This is a genomic window from Tropicibacter oceani, from assembly GCF_029958925.1.
GTDB classification, from domain to species: Bacteria; Pseudomonadota; Alphaproteobacteria; order Rhodobacterales; family Rhodobacteraceae; genus Pacificoceanicola; species Pacificoceanicola oceani.
This window is the reverse complement of record NZ_CP124616.1, coordinates 1,328,410-1,347,647: the sequence shown is the minus strand read 5'-3', so window position 1 is coordinate 1,347,647 and position 19,238 is coordinate 1,328,410. Positions and strand designations below refer to the sequence as shown.

Sequence of the window (19,238 nt, the reverse complement as noted above, 5' to 3'; positions counted from 1 at the left end):
GTCAATCCCTTCTGCCGCCCTTGATATATTGCAGGACCGCCGCAGGAAAATAGGCAGTTTCGCAAAGGTGAAGCAAGGGAACCGCCCGGTTCATCACAACCGTCTCGCGTTTTGGGGGCAGACGGTCGGTTTCTGTTTCGTCCAGGTCGATGACCAGCGCCAGTTCGGCGCCGTCCACTGCCTCGGCCCTCAGGATGCCAAGGCCGCGCGCCTCGATCAGCCCGGCGATGGTTGCCGGCGCGGCAAGCCAGGGCGCGCCGCCATCGCGCGCGGTCACGATCACCCGGTCATCCGCCACCAACTGCGCCCCAAGCGCCATCAGCGCCAGCGCCAGCGACGATTTCCCGCTGCCCGATGCGCCTCGGATCAGGATCGCGCGGCCATCGACCGCTACGGCACTGGCGTGAAGGACAAGCGGCGGGGCAGGTTCCGCCATGACCTAGATCGGCAGACCCACCACGAAACGCGCCCCAAGCGGTTCCGAGGTCACGTCCGCTTCGGTCGGCCGGATGTTTTCGGCCCAGATCACCCCGCCATGCGCTTCGACGATCTGCTTGGAAATCGCCAGCCCAAGGCCCGAGTTGTTGCCGAAATCCTGGCTGGGACGCGAGGTATAAAACCGTTTGAAGATCTTCTGAAGCGCCTCTTCGGGAATGCCGGGGCCAGTGTCTTCGACCACGACCAGCACGCGGTTGTCGCGGCGGCGGGCCCAGACGCGGATGGCATCGCCGTCTTCGCAAAAGCTGATGGCATTTGTGATCAGGTTGACGAAAACCTGCGCCAGGCGCGGTTCAAGCCCGTTGATCAGGATCGGACGCGGCGGCAGGTCGGTGATGAACTCGACCCCCTTCTTTTCGGCGTCCTGCCCCAGGAATTCGGTGATGTTGCCCAGAAGATCCAGCAGGTTGAACTCCTGCTCTTCTTCCTTGACCAGCTCGCTGTCCAGCCGCGAGGCGTTGGAAATATCGCTGACCAGCCGGTCAAGACGGCGGACGTCATGTTCGATCACCTCAAGCAGCTTGTTGCGGTGTTCTTCCTTGCGCACCATGCGCAGGCTGCCCACAGCGCTGCGCATCGAGGCCAGCGGATTCTTGATTTCATGCGCCACGTCGGCAGCGAATTGTTCGTTGCTGTCGATCCGATCGTACAGCGCGCCAACCATGCCGCGCAGGGCGCCGGACAGGCGGCCGATTTCGTCCGGCCGTGCGGTCAGATCGGGGATGCGGATGCGGCCCGTCGTCTTGCTGCGGCGGTTGCGGTCACGGCCGATTTCGGCGGCGTCGGCCAGATCGGAAATCGGGTTGGCGATGGTCGAAGCCAGCACAAGGCTTAGCCCGATCGACACCAGCGTGGCGATCACGAACATCTGCAACACGCGCTCGCGCTCGGCGCTGACGGCCGCGTCGATTTCCGCCGCCGGTGACACCAGGGCCACGGTGCCCAGGATCGTCGCGCCCTGCTGGATCGGGGAAAAGGCGTGGAACAGGGTTTCGCCCTGCGGCCCGTTGCCGGATTCGACCCGGGTGACCGTTGGGTCGCCTGCCTCGATCATGCGGCGCAGCTTGTCCTCAAGGACAAGGTCCTCCTCGGACGAGAAATAGGTAAAGAAGCCTGACACGGTGCGCCAGACGCTGTTGAGGAAATTCGAGATCAGCGTCGGCTGTTCGTCTTCTGGCACGACGCTTAGCAGCGGCGGCAACCTGCCCGCCCCTTCGCCCACCAGGAACCCGGCCGCATCATAGACCAGCAGCTGCACGCCCTGGCGCAGGTCGATGCCCTGCACCGTGGTCGCAACGTCGATCCCGTCTGATGTGGCAAGACTGACGGGCGCGCCCGCAGGCAACTGCGCCTCAAAGACATCCGCGATCAACTCGACCTCGGATTGCAGCGCGTTGGCCTTCTGGACGGCCAGTGTGTCGCGCGACGAATTCAGCCACAGGATACCGGCAACCAGCACGTTCAGCGCGACAAGGTTGAAGGTGATGATCTTGCGCGTCAGCGGCGAACGGTTGAGCGAAAACAGGCTGCGTTGCGCACGGCTGTCGCGCAACGCCTTTTCCACCGTGCTGTCCGGGGCGACCCAATCGTCGCCCAGAACAACATCGGCGCTGTTTCGGGACCCTTCGTCCCGGTCGTCACTCATGGAGATCCGCTCGGCCAAGGCCATAGATCACTCTTCGTTGTAACGGTATCCGATCCCGTACAGCGTTTCGATCGCTGAGAAATCGGAGTCCACGGAACGCATCTTCTTGCGCAGGCGCTTGATGTGGCTGTCGATGGTCCGGTCGTCGACATACACCTGATCGTCATAGGCCACGTCCATCAGCTGGTCGCGCGATTTGACGAAACCGGGGCGTTGCGCCAGGGCCTGCAGCAGCAGGAATTCGGTGACCGTCAGGGTCACGTCCTGACCTTTCCACGACACGGCATGGCGCAGCGGGTCCATCGACAACGACCCGCGGGTCATCATCTTGGTTTCCTCGGTGTCGCCGACCACGTCACCGGCAACCGCCTCCTGGCGGCGCAGCAGGGCGCGGATGCGTTCGACCAGAAGACGCTGGGAAAACGGCTTTTTGACGTAATCATCGGCCCCCATGCGCAGGCCAAGAACCTCGTCGATCTCGTCATCCTTGGAGGTCAGGAAGATCACCGGCATCTTGGATTTCTGGCGGACGCGCTGAAGCAGGTCCATGCCGTCCATGCGGGGCATCTTGATGTCGAAGACGGCCATATCGGGCATCTTCTTGTTGAACGCGTCAAGCGCGGCTTGACCGTCGTTGTATGTCTCTACTTCGAAACCCTCTGCCTCAAGAGTCATCGAAACCGATGTCAGGATATTCCTGTCATCGTCCACAAGGGCGATTTTCGACATAGGCTATTCCTTATGCTGCTCTGTTTGCCTGATTTTTTTCGTCCACTATGAGAGATTTTTCACTTTCCAACAATCCCTAAGTACGAATCAGGCCATGATCCTGCCTTCATTCCAGTCGAATTTGGCAAAGGAATGGCTAAAAAGTCTCACCTCGATTCCGCAGATTGTCCTCAAACCTTCAGAATTGGGCGCTAACAGCTTGGGCAGGGTTTTGCCGTGGTATCGCTAAACGTCATTTGATTGCGCTAACTGCGCGCTTGCGTCCTGTTCATGCCGGAAACCGACATGTTAAAGGAAGTTGCACGGGCGGCCGACTTGCCGCACGAAACTTACTTCCCAGCGCTGCGACAGGAGCTATGCAGATGACATTTGGACGGGTAAACCCGCAATTCCGGCTTGAAGATCAAGGGATCGAAGGCCTGGGCAATGTCTATTACAACCTCATGGAGCCCGCGCTAGTCGAGGCTGCCTTGAAAAAAGGCGAAGGAGCATTGGGCAAGGGCGGTGCCTTCCTTGTCACCACCGGCAAGTTCACCGGCCGATCCCCCAAGGACAAGTTCATCGTCCGCACCCCGTCGGTCGAAGACAACATCTGGTGGGAAAACAACGCCCCCATGACACCCGAAGGCTTTGACGCCCTCGAGGCCGACATGCTCGAACACATGAAGGGCCGCGACTATTATGTGCAGGACCTTGTCGGTGGCGCCGATCCGGCCAATGCCATCGACGTGCGCATGGTGACGGAACTGGCCTGGCACGGGCTGTTCATCCGCCACATGCTGCGCCGTCCCGACCGCGAGGACCTAGACACCTTCGAAGCCGACTGGACAGTGATCAACTGCCCCAGCTTCAAGGCCGACCCGGCGCGCCACGGCTGCCGCACCGACACCGTGGTGGCGATGAACTTTGACAAAAAGCGCATCCTGATCGCCAACACCGAATATGCCGGCGAGAACAAGAAATCGATCTTCACGCTGCTGAACTACATCCTGCCCGGCAAGGGCATCATGGCGATGCACTGCTCGGCCAACCACGCCAAGGGCAACCCGGTCGACACCGCCATCTTCTTTGGCCTGTCCGGCACCGGCAAGACGACCCTGTCCGCCGACCCTGACCGCGTTCTGATCGGCGACGACGAACACGGCTGGTCCGATCGCGGCACCTTCAACTTCGAAGGCGGCTGCTATGCCAAGACCATCAATCTGAGCGCCGAGGCCGAGCCGGAAATCTACGCCACGACCGAAAAATTCGGCACCGTGATCGAGAACATGATCTACGACGAAGACACCCGTGATCTGGATTTCGAGGATGACAGCCTGACGGCAAACATGCGCTGCGCCTACCCGCTGCACTACATTTCCAACGCGTCGAAAACCGCGCTTGGCGGCCACCCCAAGAACATCATCATGCTGACCTGTGATGCCTTTGGTGTGCTGCCCCCGATCGCGCGACTGACCCCGGCGCAGGCGATGTACCACTTCCTGTCCGGCTTCACCTCCAAGGTGGCGGGAACCGAACGCGGCGTGACTGAACCGGAACCGACCTTCAGCACCTGCTTTGGCGCGCCCTTCATGCCGCGCCGCCCCGAGGCCTATGGCAACCTGCTGCGCGACAAGATCGCCAAGCACGGCGCAACCTGCTGGCTGGTCAACACCGGCTGGACCGGCGGCGCCTATGGCACCGGGTCGCGCATGCCGATCAAGGCAACCCGCGCCCTGCTGACCGCCGCGCTGAACGGCTCGCTCGCCGATGCCGAGTTCCGCAAGGACGCCAACTTTGGCTTTGACGTTCCGGTGCATGTCGAAGGCGTGCCGGAACTGCTGCTCGACCCGCGCAAGACCTGGGAAGACAAGGCGGCCTACGACGCGCAGGCGCAAAAGCTGGTGCATATGTTCGCGGACAACTTTGAACAGTATGTCCCCTTCATCGACGAAGACGTGAAGGCCGTGGCCATCGGCTGAGCCCCTCACCGTCAAACCCCTTCACAAGGCCCCGCCCACGCGCGGGGCCTTTTTCATTGGCTCACGGGTTTTCAGATATCCAGTCGCCCAAAACGCATCCGGCCCTGCTGTTTCGTGCAGTTTTCATGCCGCACCGCCGCCGGCCCCGCGACAGGCCCGGAAACTTGCAAAGTTTCCGTCCCGATTTCCCTGCAGGAAATCGCCACCCGCCGGCCTGTGACGAAAATCCCCCCTGCCGGGCCCATGCGCCCCGTGCTAGGAAGCGCGCATGTTTCGCCTTTTTGCCCTTGCCGCCTGTCTTGCCACCCCTGTGGCCGCCGTCGAACTGGTCGAGTTCGGCGTGATCTGCGATGTCGCCATCACCGGCGAACGTCCCGCGCCGCTGACCGAAAGCGGCAAGATGAACCTGATCGACCAGCAGCGCGGCTTTGATGTGATCAGCACCTCGGTGCCCGCGAAACTGGGGCTCAGTTTTGGCATCCGGATTGCCCTTGATCCGGAAAGCACCAGCACCGGAACCCGCGTGGTGGTCACCCATCCGTCGCTCGGAGCCTCTCGCACCACGACCCAAAGCTGGCCGACCGCGCTGGAGCCCGGGGGGCGCAGCCTCAACCTCTTCACCTTCGAACATGGCTACGAGATGGTGCAGGGCCGCTGGACCTTTGCGGTGATCGACGACAGCGGCAAACGGGTCGAGCAGGCCTTTGACGTGCTGCCCGAAAGCTCGGTGCCGCAGGTTCAGGCGGTCTGCTTCGACGACGCCCTGCTATCCTGAGCCCTAGGCCCGCAGCACATCCGTAAGCACGCCGTGCCGATCAAGGCTCTGCGCCACCACCTGCCCTGTGCGCGGGGCCGGGCGCGGCCTGCCCGCCTGCGCCGCCATGCGTACCAGATCGCCGATCTCGACCAACGGCAGGCCCGCATGCTGCAACCGTGCGCGCAGCGCCTCGTGCGCGGGGTTCACCGCCACGCCGGCCTCGGTCACCACCGCATCGACATGCCTGCCGGCGGTCGTGACATGACGGACCCTGTCCACCAGCTTGGGCCATCCGGCGGCGGTCAGGCGCGTGGTGATCACCGTCAATGCCGCCCCCTCGGCGGTATCGGCGTGACCACCCGAACCGCCCATCAACACCCCGTCCGCCCGCGTCGTCACATTGACGTTGAACGCCTCGTCGACCTCGGCAGCGCCAAGGATCACCGCGCTCAGCCGGTCCACCACGGCGCCGCCCACATGCGGCCCGGCATAGGCGCTGGCCGAGATCCCCTGATGACGCGGATCGGCGCAGATCGACGTGACCGCAGCCAAATCGAAACACTGCACATCCAGCAGCCGCCGAAACAGCCCCGCCTGCAACAGCGCGACATGAAACCCGGTGATCCCGCCGCTGGCGAAATCGCCCCGGATGCCGCGCTGCGCCATGGTCTGACCAACCGCCTGCGCCGCCGCCAGCGAAATGCCCCCGGCCCCGGTCTGAAAACTGAACCCGTCCTTCAACACGCCGCTTTGCGCGATCACCTGCGCCGCCATCTCGCCGATGGCCCGGCTGACAGGGTCGATGGCAGGGCGCGTGGTGCCGCTGGATATTCCGCCGGGATCGCCGATGCGGTCAAGCTCGGCCACGTGGCTCACAAGGTTTGCCGGGATGTCGATCAAATCAGGGTCAAAGGCGGCGCGATGGTCCGTTACGCCGATAACACAGTCCGCCGCCCGCGCGTCCGGCTGCGGATAGCCCATTGCCCCAAAGGCACGCGGGCCGCTGCGCCCCGTCAGGTTGCCGGATCGGTCCGCGCCCGAGGCGGCGATGAAAGCCGCATCAACCTGCAACGCCCGCTGGTCGATTGCCCGCGCGCGGCCGCCATGCGTCTGCAACTGCACCGGATGCGGTAACAGCCTCTGGCTGACCGCCTCTCCTACTGGCCCGGACACAAAGCCCGCGCTGATCCGCGTCACCACCCCTGACCGAATGTGATCGACCAAAGGCGCGTGGACCGGAAACAGCGAACTGGCGGCGACATGCAGATTGCGCAGCCCGCGCGCCGCGCAGGCGTCAAGGACCGCGTTCAAAACACCGTCGCCATTGCGCAGATGATGATGAAAACTTATCGTTGCCCCGTCTGCCAGATCGGCAGCGTCAAGCGCGGCGTTCAGACTGTTTGCCCCGCTCACGCCGGGCGCAACCCCAGGATGTCGCGCGCCTGCTGCCATGTCGCGACGGGCCGTTCGTATTTGTCACACAGATCGACCGCGCGCTGCACCAGCGCCGCGTTCGACGGCGCCAGCGTGGATTTGTCCCAGCGCACGTTATCCTCAAGCCCCGTGCGCGTGTGGCCCCCGGCGGCGATGCACCATTCATTGACCTCGACCTGGTGGCGCCCGATCCCTGCGGCGCACCATTCGGCGTCCGGCACCAGCCGCTGCACCGTCTTGATGTAATAATCGAACACCTCACGATCGCAGGGCATGGCATTTTTGACCCCCAAGACGAACTGCACATAAAGCCTGCCGGGAATGCGCCCGTCGCGGTTCATCTCGGCGGCCTTGAAGATGTGGCTCAGGTCAAAGGCCTCGATCTCGGGCTTGACCGCGTATTGGCGCATTTCCGAGGCCAGCCAATCCACCAGATCCGGCGAGTTTTCGTAGACCCGCGTCGGAAAGTTGTTCGACCCCACCGACAGCGACGCCATGTCGGGCCGCAGCGGCAGCATGCCACCGCGCGCCTGCCCTGCACCGCTGCGCCCGCCGGTCGACAGTTGGATGATCATCCCGGGGCAATGTTTCTGCACCCCCTCCATCAGCCGCGCAAAGCGTTCGGGGTCCGAGGTGGGGTTTTCGTTTTCGTCGCGCACATGGGCATGCATGATGCTGGCCCCGGCCTCGAAGGCCGCTTGCGTGCTTTCGATCTGTTCCGCGATGGTGACAGGCACGGCGGGGTTGTCAGCCTTGCGCGGCACCGATCCGGTGATCGCGACGCAGATGATGCAGGGTTTGGTCATGGGTTTGCTTGCCTTTTCAACGGTGCGCTTGCGGCTGATCGTAGACGAGTGAGTATTTTTGCCAAGAAGAAGCAGGGGCGCCGCCAAGCGCCCCCGGCTTGCCTAGATATCGAAGAAAACGGTTTCCCCGTCGCCCTGCAGGCGGATTTCAAAGCGATAGACCGCCTGCCCGTCCCGTTCGCTGCGCCCCGCGATCAGCGTGCCGCGGCGGTTTTCCCATTCGATCAGGTTCAGCACCGGGTCCTGTGCGTTGGCCTCGGCCTCGTCCTCGAAGTACATCCGGGTGTTCAGCCCGATGTTGATACCACGCGCGACGATCCACAGGTTGATGTGCGGCGCCTGAACCGACCCGTTGCGCCCCGGCGTTTTGCCCGGTTTGATGGTGTCAAAGCCCCATTCGCCCGTGGCAAAATCGGTGATCACCCGGCCCCAGCCGCGAAATCCCTCTTCGACCGGGCCGCCGCCCTCGGGGTGGGCATAGCGGCCATCCGCATTGGCCTGCCACACCTCGAGCAACACGTCCTTGACCGGGCTGCCGGTGCCGTCGATGACCAGACCTTCGACGCGGATGCGTTCGCCGTTGGCAATCGGTCCGGCGATGTCCTTGCCCAGTTCCTGTTTGTAGATGTCGAAACCCGCCGCGCCGGGGGCAAGGCCGATGTGGACATAAGGACCAGCAGTCTGGGATGGGGTTTCTTTCAAATAGTCAACCTTTTGTACCATCTCAGTTCCCCTCCAACCGGTTTTCGAACAGGGTCGAGCGGCGTCCGCGCAGCACGATGTCAAACTTGTAGGCAATCGAATCCAGCGGGATCGTCGCGTTCAGGTCCAGCGCCGCCACAAGGCTGTCGATGCCCTCCTGCGTCGGGATTGTCTTGACGATCGGGCATTTCGGGATCAGCGGATCGCCCTCGAAGTAACACTGGGTGATCAGGCGCTGCACAAACCCACTGCCAAAGACCGACAGGTGGATATGCGCGGGCCGCCAGTTGTTCACCCAGTTGCGCCAGGGATAGGCACCGGGTTTCACCGTGCGGAAATAGTAATACCCGTTCTCGTCGGTGATCGTGCGCCCGCAGCCGCCAAAGTTGGGGTCGATGGGCGCAAGATAGGTGTCCTTCTTGTGCCGATAGCGCCCGCCCGCATTGGCCTGCCAGGCCTCGACCAGGGTATTCGGCACAGGGCGCGCGTTTTCGTCCAGAACCCGGCCGTGCAGGATGATCCGCTCGCCGATCGCGCTTTCGCCCGACCTGGCGTAGTTGTGGATCATGTCATTGTCGAGCGGATCGATGTCATTGTGCCCAAAGGTCGGCCCGGTGATTTCCGAGACCGTATTTTCCAGGCTGATCAGGGAATAGCGCGGCGACCGCGCCACCGAGGTCTTGTAGTCATGCGTGTAGGCAGGCGGCTGCCATTCGCGGTCACGCTGATAATATTCGCCGGGTGTCGGCATGGGGTCTCTCCTCCTATCGGATTGCGGAGCGCGCGTTTCCTGAAATCATTCGGCGTCCAGCTCGGCCCAGGTCTGCTTGGCCAGCTTGATGGCATGATTGGCCTTTGGAACGCCCGCGTAAATGGCGACGTGCTGAAACGCCTCCATGATGTCCTCGCGGCTGGCCCCGGTGCGGGTGGCGGCGCGGATGTGCATGGGGATTTCCTCGAAATTCCCGCAGGCCGCCAGCAGCGCAAGCGTCAGCATCGACCGGTCGCGGCGACTGATCGCATCACTGGCCCATAGCGTTCCCCAGGCGCTTTCGGTGATCAGCGTCTGGAACGGCGTGTCGAGCGGCGTCTTCGCGGCCTCGGCGCGGTCCACATGGGCATCGCCCAGAACCTCGCGGCGCACCTTCATGCCTGTGTCGAAACGGTTGGTCATGGGCTCTCCGGGTTTGGGGTGAACGGGATTTCCGGCGACGGTCTTGTTCACCATCAGTATGGCAGTCCGACATAGTTTTCCGCCATCGCGATCTGCGCCGCCTTGTTGCCGCGCAGAAACGCGATTTCCGCCTGCTGCATCTTGATGTCGAATTCCGACTGATCCGGGAACCGGTGCAGCAGCGATGTCATCCACCAGCTGAACCGCTCGGCCTTCCAGATCCGTGCCAGCGCCTTTTGCGAATAGCCGTCCAGCCCGGCGCTGTCGCCGTCGGCGTAAAACCGCACCAGCCCATGATACAGGTAGTGAATGTCGCTGGCCGCGGTGTTCAGCCCCTTGGCCCCGGTCGGCGGCACGATATGGGCCGCGTCCCCGCACAGGAACAACCGCCCCCAGCGCATCGGTTCGGTCACAAAGGACCGCAGCGGCGCAATGCTTTTCTCGATCGACGGACCGGTGACCAGCCTGTCGGCCATATCGGACGGAATGCGCCGCTTCAGCTCTTCCCAGAACGCCGCGTCGGTCCAGTCGTTCGGACTGTCGGACAGCGAACACTGGATGTAATAGCGGCTGAGGTTCTCGTTGCGCATCGAACACAAGGCAAAGCCGCGATCCGACGAGGCATAGATCAGCTCGTCATGCACGGGTGGCGTTTCCGACAGGATGCCCAGCCAGCCAAAGGGATAGACCTTTTCGTATTCCTTGCGCACGGTCAAAGGAATAGTCTGGCGACTGACACCGTGAAAGCCATCACAGCCGGCCACGAAATCGCAATCGATCCGCTGTTCGGCCCCATCCACCGTATAGGTCACATAGGGTGCATCGCTGTCGGCGCCGTGGATCTGAACGCCCTCGACGTTGAACACGATCTTGCCGCCCGCTGCCTCGCGCGCCTCGTACAGATCGCGCGTTACCTCGGTCTGGCCATAAACCACCACATGCGCGCCGATCAGATCCCTGAAATTAACCTCGAACTGGTCGTCGCCGACGGAAATCACCGTGCCATCATGGACAAAGCATTCGCGGTCCATCCGCGCGCCAACCCCGGCCTCGCGCATCAATTCGACCATCCCGGTCTCAAGAATACCGGCGCGGATACGGCCCAACACATAGTCCTTGGTCTTGCGCTCCAACACGACGCTGTCGATGCCCTTGCGGTGCAAAAGCTGGCTCAGCAACAGCCCCGAAGGGCCGCCCCCGATGATACAAACCTGCGTGCGCATGCGATCCTCCCAAATCCTGATCCCCAGTAGACACTGAACCGATACGCCATGTAAAATGACATTATCGCCCACTTACTTAATCAAAAAGGCAACCACGTGCTGGACCGACGGATCAAACTGCGCCATCTCGAGGCTTTCGCCGCCATAGCCCGCGCCGGTACGCTGAAATCCGCCTGCGCGGCGCTGAACCTTAGCCAGCCCGCCCTGTCCAAGACCCTCAAGGACCTCGAAGACATCCTTGGCGCCCGCCTGATGCACCGCGACCGCGGCGGCACACAGCTGACCCCCGAGGGCGAGGTATTCCTCGAATTCAGCGCGCAAAGCCTGGCAGCCCTGCGTCGCGGCGTCGAAGGCGTGGGCGCAATCCGCGCCGGCAATGCCGAGGTGCTCAAGGTCGGGTCCCTGCCCAGCGTCGCGGCGCGGCTGATGCCGCCCGCCGTGGCGCTGTTCCGCCGCCTGTCGCCAGACACGCGGCTGACCCTGCGGGACGGCGCGCACGAGGCGCTGACAAACGACCTGCGCTCCGGCGCGCTGGACATGGTGATCGGCCGCATGGGCGATCCCGACATGATGCAGGGTCTGTCCTTTACCCAGCTTTATCAGGAACATGTGGTCTGCGTCGCTGACCCCGCGCATCCCTTGCAGGCCCATGCCCCCGACCCTTCGGAGCTGGGCAAATGGCCCGTGCTCTATCCGCCCGAAGGCGCGGCAATCCGGCCCCTGTTGGACCGCTGGCGGCTGGCGCAGGGGCTGGGCCCCTTCCCGACCCAGATCGCCTGCGTGTCGGGCGCTTTCGGGCGCAGTTTCGTGCCCGGATCGGACGCGCTCTGGTTCATCTCCGAAGGGGTGGTGGCGCAGGATATCGCCCAGGGACGGCTGGCGGCGCTGGCGTTGGATCTGGGGTTGACCAGCGGCCCCGTCGGCCTGATGACCCGCCCCGACGACGCGCCGTCACGCTCGCAACACTTGTTCGCGCGCGCGCTGGCGCAGGCCGCCGAAACCCTACCCATATCCTGAGCCATTTGGCGATCAATCCACAAGTTACAGTAGATATCCCCAAATTATTGCTTTACAGACGCCCCCTTGGACAGGCACCATATATGGTAAGGGCGCTGGGAACAGCCCCAGACCCTTGAGCAGGCAGCTAGTGCTTGGGGTCTCTGCGGCCTTCGGCGCACAACAAAAAGAGGTGGCGGCATGGCCCTGTCCGAGCATTACCTGAACGACGACATTCATCCCATCGACATCGTCGAGCATATTGCGGCGCACAACGACTGGGATTTCGACCGCATCGCGGACGATCAGATTGCCATGGCGGTCCAGGGTCAGTGGCGCACCTATTCGATCACCCTGGCCTGGTCGCATTATGACGAAACCCTGCGGATGATCTGCACCTTTGAATTCGAGCCGCCAGAAGACCGGCTGCCGACGCTGTTCGAAGGGCTGAACGCGGTGAACGACCAATGCTGGGCGGGCGCCTTCAGCTTTTGGGCCGACCAGCAGTTGATGGTCTACAAATACGGGCTGGTCCTTGCCGGTGGCCAGATCGCCAGCGCCGATCAGATCGACACGCTGATCAGTGCCGCCGTGATGGCCTCGGAACGCTATTACCCGGCCTTCCAGCTGATGAGCTGGACCGACAGGACGGCGCAGGATGCGCTGCAGGTGGCCATCGCAGAGGCCTACGGCCGGGCCTGAGCGGGTTTGGGGCTCTGCCCCGTCCCTGCGGGACTCCCCGGGATATTTTTCGCAATTGGAAGACAGGGGTACCGATGCTTGCGGTGCCCCTTTTGCATGGCTAGCTTGGCGGCAAATCTGCAAAGGGGTGGCCGATGGACATGGATGTGATCGCGGGGCGCGGGCTGGTGCTGCTGGGCTGTGGCAAGATGGGGTCGGCGATGCTGGCCGGGTGGCTGGCGCGCGGGCTGCCCGCCGCGTCGGTCTGGGTTCTGGACCCCTATCCCAGCGACTGGGTGCGGGCGCAGGGCGTGCGTCTGAACGCGGGCCTGCCGGACAACCCGGCGGTGGTGCTGGTCGCGGTCAAACCACAGATGATGGGCGAGGCCTTGCCCGGGCTTCAGGCGCTTGGCAATGGCGACGTGTTGTTCGTCTCGATCGCCGCCGGGACGACGATCGCGGCGCTGGAAGGGATCCTTGGCGCCGACACCCCCATCGTGCGCGCCATGCCCAACACCCCCGCCGCCGTGGGGCAAGGGATCACCGCCGTGATCGGCAATGCCCGCGCATCGGATGCCCACCTGACCATGACCGAAGGGTTGCTGTCCGCCATCGGACAGGTTGTCCGGCTTAGCGCCGAGGCGCAGATGGATGCCGTTACGGGGCTTAGCGGGTCAGGCCCCGCCTATGTGTTTCACATGATCGAATGCATGGCCGCCGCAGGTGAGGCGCAGGGGCTGCCCCCCGAACTCGCGATGCAGCTGGCCAAGGCCACCGTGGCGGGTGCGGGCGCGCTGGCGATGCAAGCGGTCGAAGACCCGGCGCAATTGCGCGTCAACGTGACCTCGCCCAATGGCACGACGCAGGCGGGATTGCAGGTGCTTATGGATGCCGAAACCGGTCTGCCGCCGCTGATCCGCGCCACCGTCGCCGCCGCGACCGCCCGGTCAAAGGAGCTGGCCAATGGCTGAGATCAGTTATGACGATTTCCTTGCCGTCGATATCCGCGTCGGCACCGTGACCCGCGCCGAACCCTTTCCCGAGGCGCGCAAACCGGCGATCAAGCTCTGGATCGATTTCGGCCCCGAGATCGGCGAAAAGAAATCCAGCGCCCAGATCACCGTGCATTACACGCCCGAGGGGCTGATTGGCCGTCAGGTCATGGCCGTCGTCAACTTTCCGCCCCGCCAGATCGGCCCGGTCAGATCCGAGGTGCTGGTTCTGGGCGCCAGCGACGACAGTGGCGCCATCGTCCTGATCGCCCCCGATCACCCCGTGCCGAACGGCGCGCGCATGCATTGACCCAAGGGCGCGGCTTGACCTGGCCGCTGCCCCGCGTTGTACCCTAGTCCCCGCAGGAGGACCTTTCATGTACCAGCCCAGCATCACCGGCCACGGCGTCTTTACCCCCGACCAGATCATCACCAACGATGAATTGGTCGCGGCCTTCAACGCCTATGCCGACCTGTGGAACGCCGAGAACGCGCAGGCCATCGCCACGGGCGACGTCGAGCCGATGCCGCAGTCCAGCTCTGACTTCATCGTGAACGCCAGCGGGATCGAGCAGCGCTATGTCATGGACAAGACCGGCACGCTGGACCCGGCCCGCATGTATCCGCGCCTGCCCGCCCGCGACGACGACCAGCCCGGCATCATGGCCGAAATGGCGCTGGATGCCGCGACCAAGGCGCTGACCATGGCCGGGCGCACGGGTGCCGAGGTCGATCTGGTGATCTGCGCCGCCTCGAACCACGAACGCGCCTATCCCGCCATTGCCATAGAGATCCAGCAGCTTTTGGGCGCGCAGGGCTTTGCCTTTGACATGAACGTGGCCTGTTCGTCCGCCACCTTCGGCATTCAGGCCGCCGCCGACATGGTCCGCGCCGGCAGCGCCCGCCGTGCGCTGGTGGTCTGCCCGGAAATCTGTTCCGGCCACCTGGAATGGCGCGACCGCGACTGTCATTTCATCTTTGGCGACGTCGCCACCGCCGTGCTGATCGAGCGCAGCGAAGATGCCCAAGGCCCGCGTTTCGACATCGTCTCGACCCGCTGCGCCACGCAGTTTTCCAACAACATCCGCAACAACAACGGTTTCCTGCGCCGCAACCACGACCAGATGGACGACCGCCGCGACATGCAGTTCATGCAAAACGGGCGCAAGGTCTTCAAGGAAGTGCTGCCCATGGTCTCCTCTCATATCGGCGATCACATGACGGCGATGGGCTGGCAGGCGGATGATCTCAAACGGCTTTGGCTGCATCAGGCCAACAAGACGATGAACGACTTCATCGGCAAAAAGGTCCTGGGCCGGGTGCCCGAAGACGGCGAGCAGCCGAACATCCTGCAAGATTACGCCAACACCTCCTCTGCCGGGTCGATCATCGCCTTTTCCAAGCACAGCGACGATTTGGAACAGGGCGACAGGGGCGTGATCTGTTCCTTTGGTGCGGGCTATTCCGTAGGCTCGGTTCTGGTGGAACGCGCCTGACACCGGGAGGACCCTCTTTGAAACCGATCGCCATCCTGACCGCCCTTGCCTGCCTGCCCAGCGCGCTGCTGGCCGATATCCTGACCCCGCAGCCCGTCACCCCCGGCGTCTGGGCCATCGAAGGCCCCGCCGAACAGCGCGACGCCGAAAATCTTGGCAACAACGCCACCTTTGGCCTGATCGAAACGCCGCAGGGCGCAGTTCTGGTCGACCCCGGCGGCACTTGGGCCGGGGCGCAGGCGCTGCACGCGGTCGTGAAATCCCTGACCGACCAGCCCGTTGCCTACGTCATCAACACCGGCGGGCAGGATCACCGCTGGCTGGGCAATGGCTATTGGCAGGCCTTGGGCGCGCAGGTCATCGCGTCGAACGACGCCGTGGCGGATCATCAGAACCGCGAGTCGATGCAACTGACCGCGCTGCGCGCACTGGTTGGCGACGGGCTGGAGGGCACGACGCCCTCGTATGCCGACATCACCTTTGACGACGCCTATGACCTGACGCTTGGCGGCACGCAGATCGAAATCCGCCACACCGGCGCGGCCCATACCCCCGGCGACAGCTTTGTCTGGCTGCCGGACACGCGCACCGTTTTTACCGGCGATATCGTCTATGTCGGGCGCATCCTTGGCATCATGGAGTTTTCCGACAGCGCCACATGGCTTGACGCCTTTGCCGCGATTGAGGCGCTGGAACCGCAGCACCTGATCCCCGGCCACGGCCCTGCCACCGACCTTGCCACGGCGCAGCGCGACACCCGCGATTACCTGCAAAACCTGCGCAACGCGATGCGCACCCATATCGACGACGGCGGCGATATCATCGGTTCGGTCGAGGTTGACCAATCCGCCTTTGCCTATCTCGACCAGTTCGAGGCGCTGGCCGGGCGCAACGCCCAGGCCGTCTTTGAAAAGATGGAGTGGGAATAGCCCCTAGCTGTCCCAATCCTGCCCATGGCTGTTTTGCGAAACGGCGGCGTTGAACCGGCCTTGCGCCAGCGCCTCGGGGGTGATCTGCACCGCCCAGCGCGACAGATCGCCGATCTGCCAGCCAGTCAGCTCGCTTGACGGCAGCACCAGCAGGCAGGGCGCGTCCTGCGGCAGCGCCTCATTCGGGGCGTTGCCGACAAAGATCGCCTCGACCGCTGCCTGTGCCTGCCATAGCGGCAGCAGCCGGGCCAGCGTCGCCTCGGGCAGCGCGCCGCCCTCGCAATAGACCCGACGCGCCTGCGCTTCGTACAGCTTGCGATAGGGCGCATAGCCCTGGAACTGCAACAGGCTGATCGGCTTCTTGCCCTCGGCGCGCGCCTTGGCCGACAGCCAGCCGGCGTTGGTCGTCTTGGCCAGGGCGCCGATCAAGCGGGCACAGGCCTTTTCGTCAAAGGGTGCGGCCTCGGCGCGGGCCTCGAACCGGCGCGCGATCAGACGCAGACGGGTCAGCACATCGGTCATCGCCTCGGCCTGCGCCAGCGCTGCCCCGTTGCCCTGTTCGGCCCGGTCGGTGGCCCGTGCGATCATCCGCTGCACCATCGCATCGGCGCTGTCCAGCAGGGCAAAGGCGGTGGGCCAGTCAAAGGGCAGCAGCCCGGGATCGGTCATCGTCGGTTTCACCAGCAGGCTGGCAACGGGCGAGCGCACCGCCAGATCGGGCCGCGCCCCGCCATCATCCTGAACAGTTTCCAGATACCAGCGGGGCGGTTGCAGCGCCTCGGGGCCGATCATCTCGGCCAAAGCCTCTTCGCCGGAATGCCCCTTGAAGTAGTAATCCGCCTCGGCTGGGGGCACCCTGTCCACGCCGCGCTCAGGACTGTGCAGCACGATCGCCCGGGCACCCGGATCATCCGCGCCGAAAAAGATCAGCCAGCCATCGCGCGGCCCGATCCCACCCCAGATGCCCTGCGGCAGGTCGCCCAGCGCGATCTGCGCATAAAAGCTGGCCGGTCTGCCGTCGATCATCGGCCAGTCCATGGCCTCGGGCAGCGACGGGCCGCCGCCGATCCAGCTGCGTGTCTGCCGCTGCGGCAAAGCCACCTGAAGCCTGATGCGGCCCGTGCGGAAATCGGTCAGGGGCGCGGCGGGTGGCGGCGGGGACACATCCGCGCGCGGCGCGGGCGGCGGCGACACTGCGGCCCCCGATACCGGGCGCATCGGCGGCATGTCCTCGACGGCCTTGACCCCGCCGCGCAGCAGCGCCGCGATCACCTCGGATTTCGCCTCGGCCGGGATATCCTGCAGCGATTGACGCGCCTTGAGCGCCGGGCGGCCCGGTTGATGATATTCCGCAGGGGCATCCTCGATCATGTCGCCATAGGCGCCAAAGCGATCCTTGTTCGAAGCTGCATCCTGAACGACCCCGCCGCGCCAGCGCTGCGGGACAAAGCGTGCAAGATCGGCCTGGATCTGTGCGATCGGGCTGGCGTCGCCAAAGACATCGCCACCCATCTTCTTGCCCAGCGAACAAATGGCAAAGCCCACCGCCATCAGGACCACCGCCGTGACCGGCTGGTCCCAGAAACCGGGCAGAAAGGCCACCGCATCCTTCCAGATCGCGATGGCCCAAAGCAGACCAAATCCCATGATCCCCGTGCCCAGCAGGAATACAGATCGCGCCGCATAAACCATGTGCCTGTCCTTCATGTCTTTGCAGACATCTGGCCCGGCACTTGGGGCAAAATCATGGTGCAGTCGGGGCGCTTCGTGGGAAATGCCCGCAAACGGGCGGCATTGTTCGCAAAAAAGCGCCTGTTGTCAGGCCTTGTCGCCGACCGCCTTGCGCCAGTGTTTGCGGCACAGGCTGACGTAGGTTTCATTGCCGCCGATCTGCACCTGCGCGCCGTCCCTCAGCACCTTGCCATCCGGCCCCTGCCGAATGACCATCGTCGCCTTTTTCCCGCAATGGCAGATGGTGCGCACTTCGCGCATTTCATCCGCCAGTGCCAGCAAAGCGGCCGAGCCGGGGAACAGCTCTCCGCGAAAATCGACCCGCAACCCATAGGCCATGATCGGCACCTTGAGATCATCGACCACCCGCGCCAGCTGCCAGACCTGCTCGCGGCTCAGAAACTGGGCTTCGTCGATGAATATGCAGGCAACCGGCCCCTGCTCCAGCCGCGCCGCGATCCTGGCGAACAGATCGTCGTCGGCGCCAAAGGTGTCCGCCGGACGCCCCAGCCCGATGCGCGACCCGATCCGGCCCTCGCCCGCGCGATCATCCAGCGCGGCGGTCAGCAGATAGGTCTGCATCCCGCGTTCATTATAGTTGTGGGCAGCCTGCAACAGCAGGGTCGATTTGCCCGCATTCATGGTGGAATAGTGAAAATGCAGCTTGGCCATGCCCGTCTATTGCCCTTGGCCCGCCGGTTTGACAAGGCGGCAAAAGGCGCGAAGGGCCCGTGGGAAAAATCCCTGGGGGTCACCGGACCCTTCGCGCCAGTTGACCTGTGCAAAACCACCGCGAGACAAACAGTTACTCTGGAAACCAGATACAAGCGCGGCAATTTGCAAGTTCATGCCCTCCTCAAAGGGCTTGATTTGAGAATGACATTCAACACCAATACAGTTAAGGGGGAAACGAATACGGAGCTTCCCCGGGACACCCGCCCGGGAAAAGAAGGTGACAGATGAACAATTTGGGACGCTACCTGAAGAAACACACCGAGGCATTGGTGAAGGACGTCGGCATTGAACCGGCCTGCGCGCTGACGGGAAAATCCAAGGCGACGCTGGGGCGCTATTATTCGGACCATACCGAACATGACGAACGCTTCATGCCGATCGACGCGGTGGCCGCCCTCGAAGAGGCGTCCTCGTACCCCCACGTGACCTCGGCGCTGGCGGAGCTCAAGGGCATCACCCTGCATTTCGATCAGGACCGCAGCAACACCAAGCGCGTCGGCGGCGTCAATGCCGATGTGATCGCCCTGTCACAGCGCTTTGCCATGCTGATGGCTGAATACCAGCAAAGCATTCAGGACGGCGTCATCACCGCCAACGAAGCCAAGCGTCTGCTGAACGAGACCCTGGCCATTCAAAAGGTGCTGATCAACATGAAGCTCCACCTCGAGAACGAACAGGCCTGACAGCGCATGCCCGTCCCGGACCTGATCCGGGATCTCGCGACATGAGGCCCCGGATCAGGTCCGGGG

General features: G+C 63.7%; 21 protein-coding genes. 10 read left to right on the top strand and 11 right to left on the bottom strand.

Features of this window, described 5'->3' with window-relative positions:
- Nucleotide 1: 1 nt before the first annotated feature.
- The 3 genes from QF118_RS06420 to QF118_RS06410 are packed head-to-tail and all read right to left on the bottom strand — an operon-like array spanning nt 2 to nt 2,872.
- Nucleotides 2–436 carry an HPr kinase/phosphorylase gene (locus QF118_RS06420; RefSeq protein WP_282301807.1) on the bottom strand — a complete coding sequence of 145 codons (435 nt, stop codon included), beginning with the start codon at nt 434–436 and terminating at the stop codon, nt 2–4.
- A gap of 3 nt (nt 437–439) precedes the next feature.
- Entirely contained in the window at nt 440–2,167 is a 1,728-nt protein-coding gene (locus QF118_RS06415; protein ID WP_394357075.1) for a sensor N-terminal transmembrane domain-containing protein, read from the bottom strand.
- 3 nt (nt 2,168–2,170) lie between these two features.
- On the bottom strand, nt 2,171–2,872 hold the full coding sequence (locus tag QF118_RS06410) for a response regulator transcription factor (protein ID WP_282301805.1): 702 nt from the start codon (nt 2,870–2,872) through the stop codon (nt 2,171–2,173).
- A 362-nt stretch (nt 2,873–3,234) separates the two neighbouring features.
- Here QF118_RS06410 and QF118_RS06405 point away from each other — a divergent pair, with 362 nt between their 5' ends.
- The gene (locus tag QF118_RS06405) at nt 3,235–4,833 is read left to right on the top strand and encodes a phosphoenolpyruvate carboxykinase (protein WP_282301804.1); all 1,599 of its coding nucleotides are present in this window, start codon (nt 3,235–3,237) and stop codon (nt 4,831–4,833) included.
- A gap of 268 nt (nt 4,834–5,101) precedes the next feature.
- Nucleotides 5,102–5,608 carry a DUF3859 domain-containing protein gene (locus tag QF118_RS06400; RefSeq protein ID WP_282301803.1) on the top strand — a complete coding sequence of 169 codons (507 nt, stop codon included), beginning with the start codon at nt 5,102–5,104 and terminating at the stop codon, nt 5,606–5,608.
- 3 nt (nt 5,609–5,611) lie between these two features.
- Here QF118_RS06400 and QF118_RS06395 read toward each other — a convergent pair whose 3' ends face one another.
- The 6 genes from QF118_RS06395 to pobA form a co-directional block, all read right to left on the bottom strand.
- Nucleotides 5,612–7,003 carry a citrate lyase subunit alpha gene (locus QF118_RS06395; protein ID WP_282301802.1) on the bottom strand — a complete coding sequence of 464 codons (1,392 nt, stop codon included), beginning with the start codon at nt 7,001–7,003 and terminating at the stop codon, nt 5,612–5,614.
- Nucleotides 7,000–7,830: a 3-oxoadipate:acetyl-CoA acetyltransferase gene (locus tag QF118_RS06390; RefSeq protein ID WP_282301801.1), complete on the bottom strand. Its 831-nt coding sequence runs from the start codon at nt 7,828–7,830 to the stop codon at nt 7,000–7,002. Before QF118_RS06390 ends, QF118_RS06395 begins: the two co-directional genes overlap by 4 nt.
- Before the next feature lie 102 nt (nt 7,831–7,932).
- Nucleotides 7,933–8,553, bottom strand: coding sequence for a protocatechuate 3,4-dioxygenase subunit alpha (pcaG, locus tag QF118_RS06385; RefSeq protein ID WP_282301800.1), 621 nt, complete (start codon nt 8,551–8,553; stop codon nt 7,933–7,935).
- A gap of 1 nt (nt 8,554) precedes the next feature.
- Complete coding sequence (pcaH, locus tag QF118_RS06380) at nt 8,555–9,283, bottom strand: protocatechuate 3,4-dioxygenase subunit beta (protein ID WP_282301799.1); 729 nt, start codon at nt 9,281–9,283, stop codon at nt 8,555–8,557.
- Nucleotides 9,284–9,328: 45 nt separating this feature from the next.
- Complete coding sequence (pcaC, locus tag QF118_RS06375) at nt 9,329–9,706, bottom strand: 4-carboxymuconolactone decarboxylase (RefSeq protein WP_282302422.1); 378 nt, start codon at nt 9,704–9,706, stop codon at nt 9,329–9,331.
- Between the two features lie 53 nt (nt 9,707–9,759).
- Entirely contained in the window at nt 9,760–10,929 is a 1,170-nt protein-coding gene (pobA, locus tag QF118_RS06370) for a 4-hydroxybenzoate 3-monooxygenase (protein ID WP_282301798.1), read from the bottom strand.
- A gap of 96 nt (nt 10,930–11,025) precedes the next feature.
- Between pobA and pcaQ the strand changes: the two genes are divergently transcribed.
- The 6 genes from pcaQ to QF118_RS06340 all read left to right on the top strand — a co-directional run bounded on the left by pcaQ (nt 11,026) and on the right by QF118_RS06340 (nt 16,023).
- Nucleotides 11,026–11,946, top strand: coding sequence for a pca operon transcription factor PcaQ (gene pcaQ / locus QF118_RS06365; protein WP_282301797.1), 921 nt, complete (start codon nt 11,026–11,028; stop codon nt 11,944–11,946).
- 180 nt (nt 11,947–12,126) lie between these two features.
- Nucleotides 12,127–12,627, top strand: a complete 501-nt coding sequence (locus QF118_RS06360) for a type III secretion system chaperone family protein (protein WP_282301796.1) — start codon at nt 12,127–12,129, stop codon at nt 12,625–12,627.
- Nucleotides 12,628–12,761: 134 nt separating this feature from the next.
- Entirely contained in the window at nt 12,762–13,577 is an 816-nt protein-coding gene (gene proC / locus QF118_RS06355; protein ID WP_282301795.1) for a pyrroline-5-carboxylate reductase, read from the top strand.
- Nucleotides 13,570–13,908, top strand: coding sequence for a tRNA-binding protein (locus QF118_RS06350; RefSeq protein ID WP_282301794.1), 339 nt, complete (start codon nt 13,570–13,572; stop codon nt 13,906–13,908). Before proC ends, QF118_RS06350 begins: the two co-directional genes overlap by 8 nt.
- Nucleotides 13,909–13,975: 67 nt before the next feature.
- On the top strand, nt 13,976–15,094 hold the full coding sequence (locus QF118_RS06345) for a beta-ketoacyl-ACP synthase III (RefSeq protein ID WP_282301793.1): 1,119 nt from the start codon (nt 13,976–13,978) through the stop codon (nt 15,092–15,094).
- 17 nt (nt 15,095–15,111) lie between these two features.
- Nucleotides 15,112–16,023 carry an MBL fold metallo-hydrolase gene (locus tag QF118_RS06340; RefSeq protein WP_282301792.1) on the top strand — a complete coding sequence of 304 codons (912 nt, stop codon included), beginning with the start codon at nt 15,112–15,114 and terminating at the stop codon, nt 16,021–16,023.
- Between the two features lie 3 nt (nt 16,024–16,026).
- Here QF118_RS06340 and QF118_RS06335 read toward each other — a convergent pair whose 3' ends face one another.
- A complete protein-coding gene (locus QF118_RS06335; protein ID WP_282301791.1) occupies nt 16,027–17,730 on the bottom strand; it encodes a DUF1963 domain-containing protein in 1,704 nt (567 codons plus the stop codon).
- Between the two features lie 111 nt (nt 17,731–17,841).
- Nucleotides 17,842–18,426, bottom strand: a complete 585-nt coding sequence (locus QF118_RS06330) for a thymidine kinase (protein ID WP_282301790.1) — start codon at nt 18,424–18,426, stop codon at nt 17,842–17,844.
- On the opposite strand from QF118_RS06330, the gene QF118_RS06325 reads away from it, so the two are divergent.
- Nucleotides 18,412–18,717, top strand: a complete 306-nt coding sequence (locus QF118_RS06325) for a hypothetical protein (RefSeq protein WP_282301789.1) — start codon at nt 18,412–18,414, stop codon at nt 18,715–18,717. The genes QF118_RS06330 and QF118_RS06325 overlap by 15 nt on opposite strands.
- The gene (locus QF118_RS06320; protein ID WP_282301788.1) at nt 18,714–19,172 is read left to right on the top strand and encodes a phage regulatory CII family protein; all 459 of its coding nucleotides are present in this window, start codon (nt 18,714–18,716) and stop codon (nt 19,170–19,172) included. The genes QF118_RS06325 and QF118_RS06320 overlap by 4 nt, the downstream gene beginning before the upstream one ends.
- Nucleotides 19,173–19,238 lie beyond the last annotated feature (66 nt).

What these genes read in the sequence shown, in the direction of transcription:
- QF118_RS06420 (WP_282301807.1), bottom strand. Translation starts at nt 436, where the DNA reads ATGGCGGAACCTGCCCCGCCGCTTGTCCTTCACGCCAGTGCCGTAGCG.
- QF118_RS06415 (WP_394357075.1), bottom strand. Translation starts at nt 2,167, where the DNA reads ATGGCCTTGGCCGAGCGGATCTCCATGAGTGACGACCGGGACGAAGGG.
- QF118_RS06410 (WP_282301805.1), bottom strand. Translation starts at nt 2,872, where the DNA reads ATGTCGAAAATCGCCCTTGTGGACGATGACAGGAATATCCTGACATCG.
- QF118_RS06405 (WP_282301804.1), top strand. Translation starts at nt 3,235, where the DNA reads ATGACATTTGGACGGGTAAACCCGCAATTCCGGCTTGAAGATCAAGGG.
- QF118_RS06400 (WP_282301803.1), top strand. Translation starts at nt 5,102, where the DNA reads ATGTTTCGCCTTTTTGCCCTTGCCGCCTGTCTTGCCACCCCTGTGGCC.
- QF118_RS06390 (WP_282301801.1), bottom strand. Translation starts at nt 7,830, where the DNA reads ATGACCAAACCCTGCATCATCTGCGTCGCGATCACCGGATCGGTGCCG.
- pcaG (WP_282301800.1), bottom strand. Translation starts at nt 8,553, where the DNA reads ATGGTACAAAAGGTTGACTATTTGAAAGAAACCCCATCCCAGACTGCT.
- pcaH (WP_282301799.1), bottom strand. Translation starts at nt 9,283, where the DNA reads ATGCCGACACCCGGCGAATATTATCAGCGTGACCGCGAATGGCAGCCG.
- pcaC (WP_282302422.1), bottom strand. Translation starts at nt 9,706, where the DNA reads ATGACCAACCGTTTCGACACAGGCATGAAGGTGCGCCGCGAGGTTCTG.
- pobA (WP_282301798.1), bottom strand. Translation starts at nt 10,929, where the DNA reads ATGCGCACGCAGGTTTGTATCATCGGGGGCGGCCCTTCGGGGCTGTTG.
- QF118_RS06360 (WP_282301796.1), top strand. Translation starts at nt 12,127, where the DNA reads ATGGCCCTGTCCGAGCATTACCTGAACGACGACATTCATCCCATCGAC.
- proC (WP_282301795.1), top strand. Translation starts at nt 12,762, where the DNA reads ATGGACATGGATGTGATCGCGGGGCGCGGGCTGGTGCTGCTGGGCTGT.
- QF118_RS06350 (WP_282301794.1), top strand. Translation starts at nt 13,570, where the DNA reads ATGGCTGAGATCAGTTATGACGATTTCCTTGCCGTCGATATCCGCGTC.
- QF118_RS06345 (WP_282301793.1), top strand. Translation starts at nt 13,976, where the DNA reads ATGTACCAGCCCAGCATCACCGGCCACGGCGTCTTTACCCCCGACCAG.
- QF118_RS06335 (WP_282301791.1), bottom strand. Translation starts at nt 17,730, where the DNA reads ATGAAGGACAGGCACATGGTTTATGCGGCGCGATCTGTATTCCTGCTG.
- QF118_RS06325 (WP_282301789.1), top strand. Translation starts at nt 18,412, where the DNA reads ATGCAGCTTGGCCATGCCCGTCTATTGCCCTTGGCCCGCCGGTTTGAC.
- QF118_RS06330 (WP_282301790.1), bottom strand. Translation starts at nt 18,426, where the DNA reads ATGGCCAAGCTGCATTTTCACTATTCCACCATGAATGCGGGCAAATCG.
- QF118_RS06320 (WP_282301788.1), top strand. Translation starts at nt 18,714, where the DNA reads ATGAACAATTTGGGACGCTACCTGAAGAAACACACCGAGGCATTGGTG.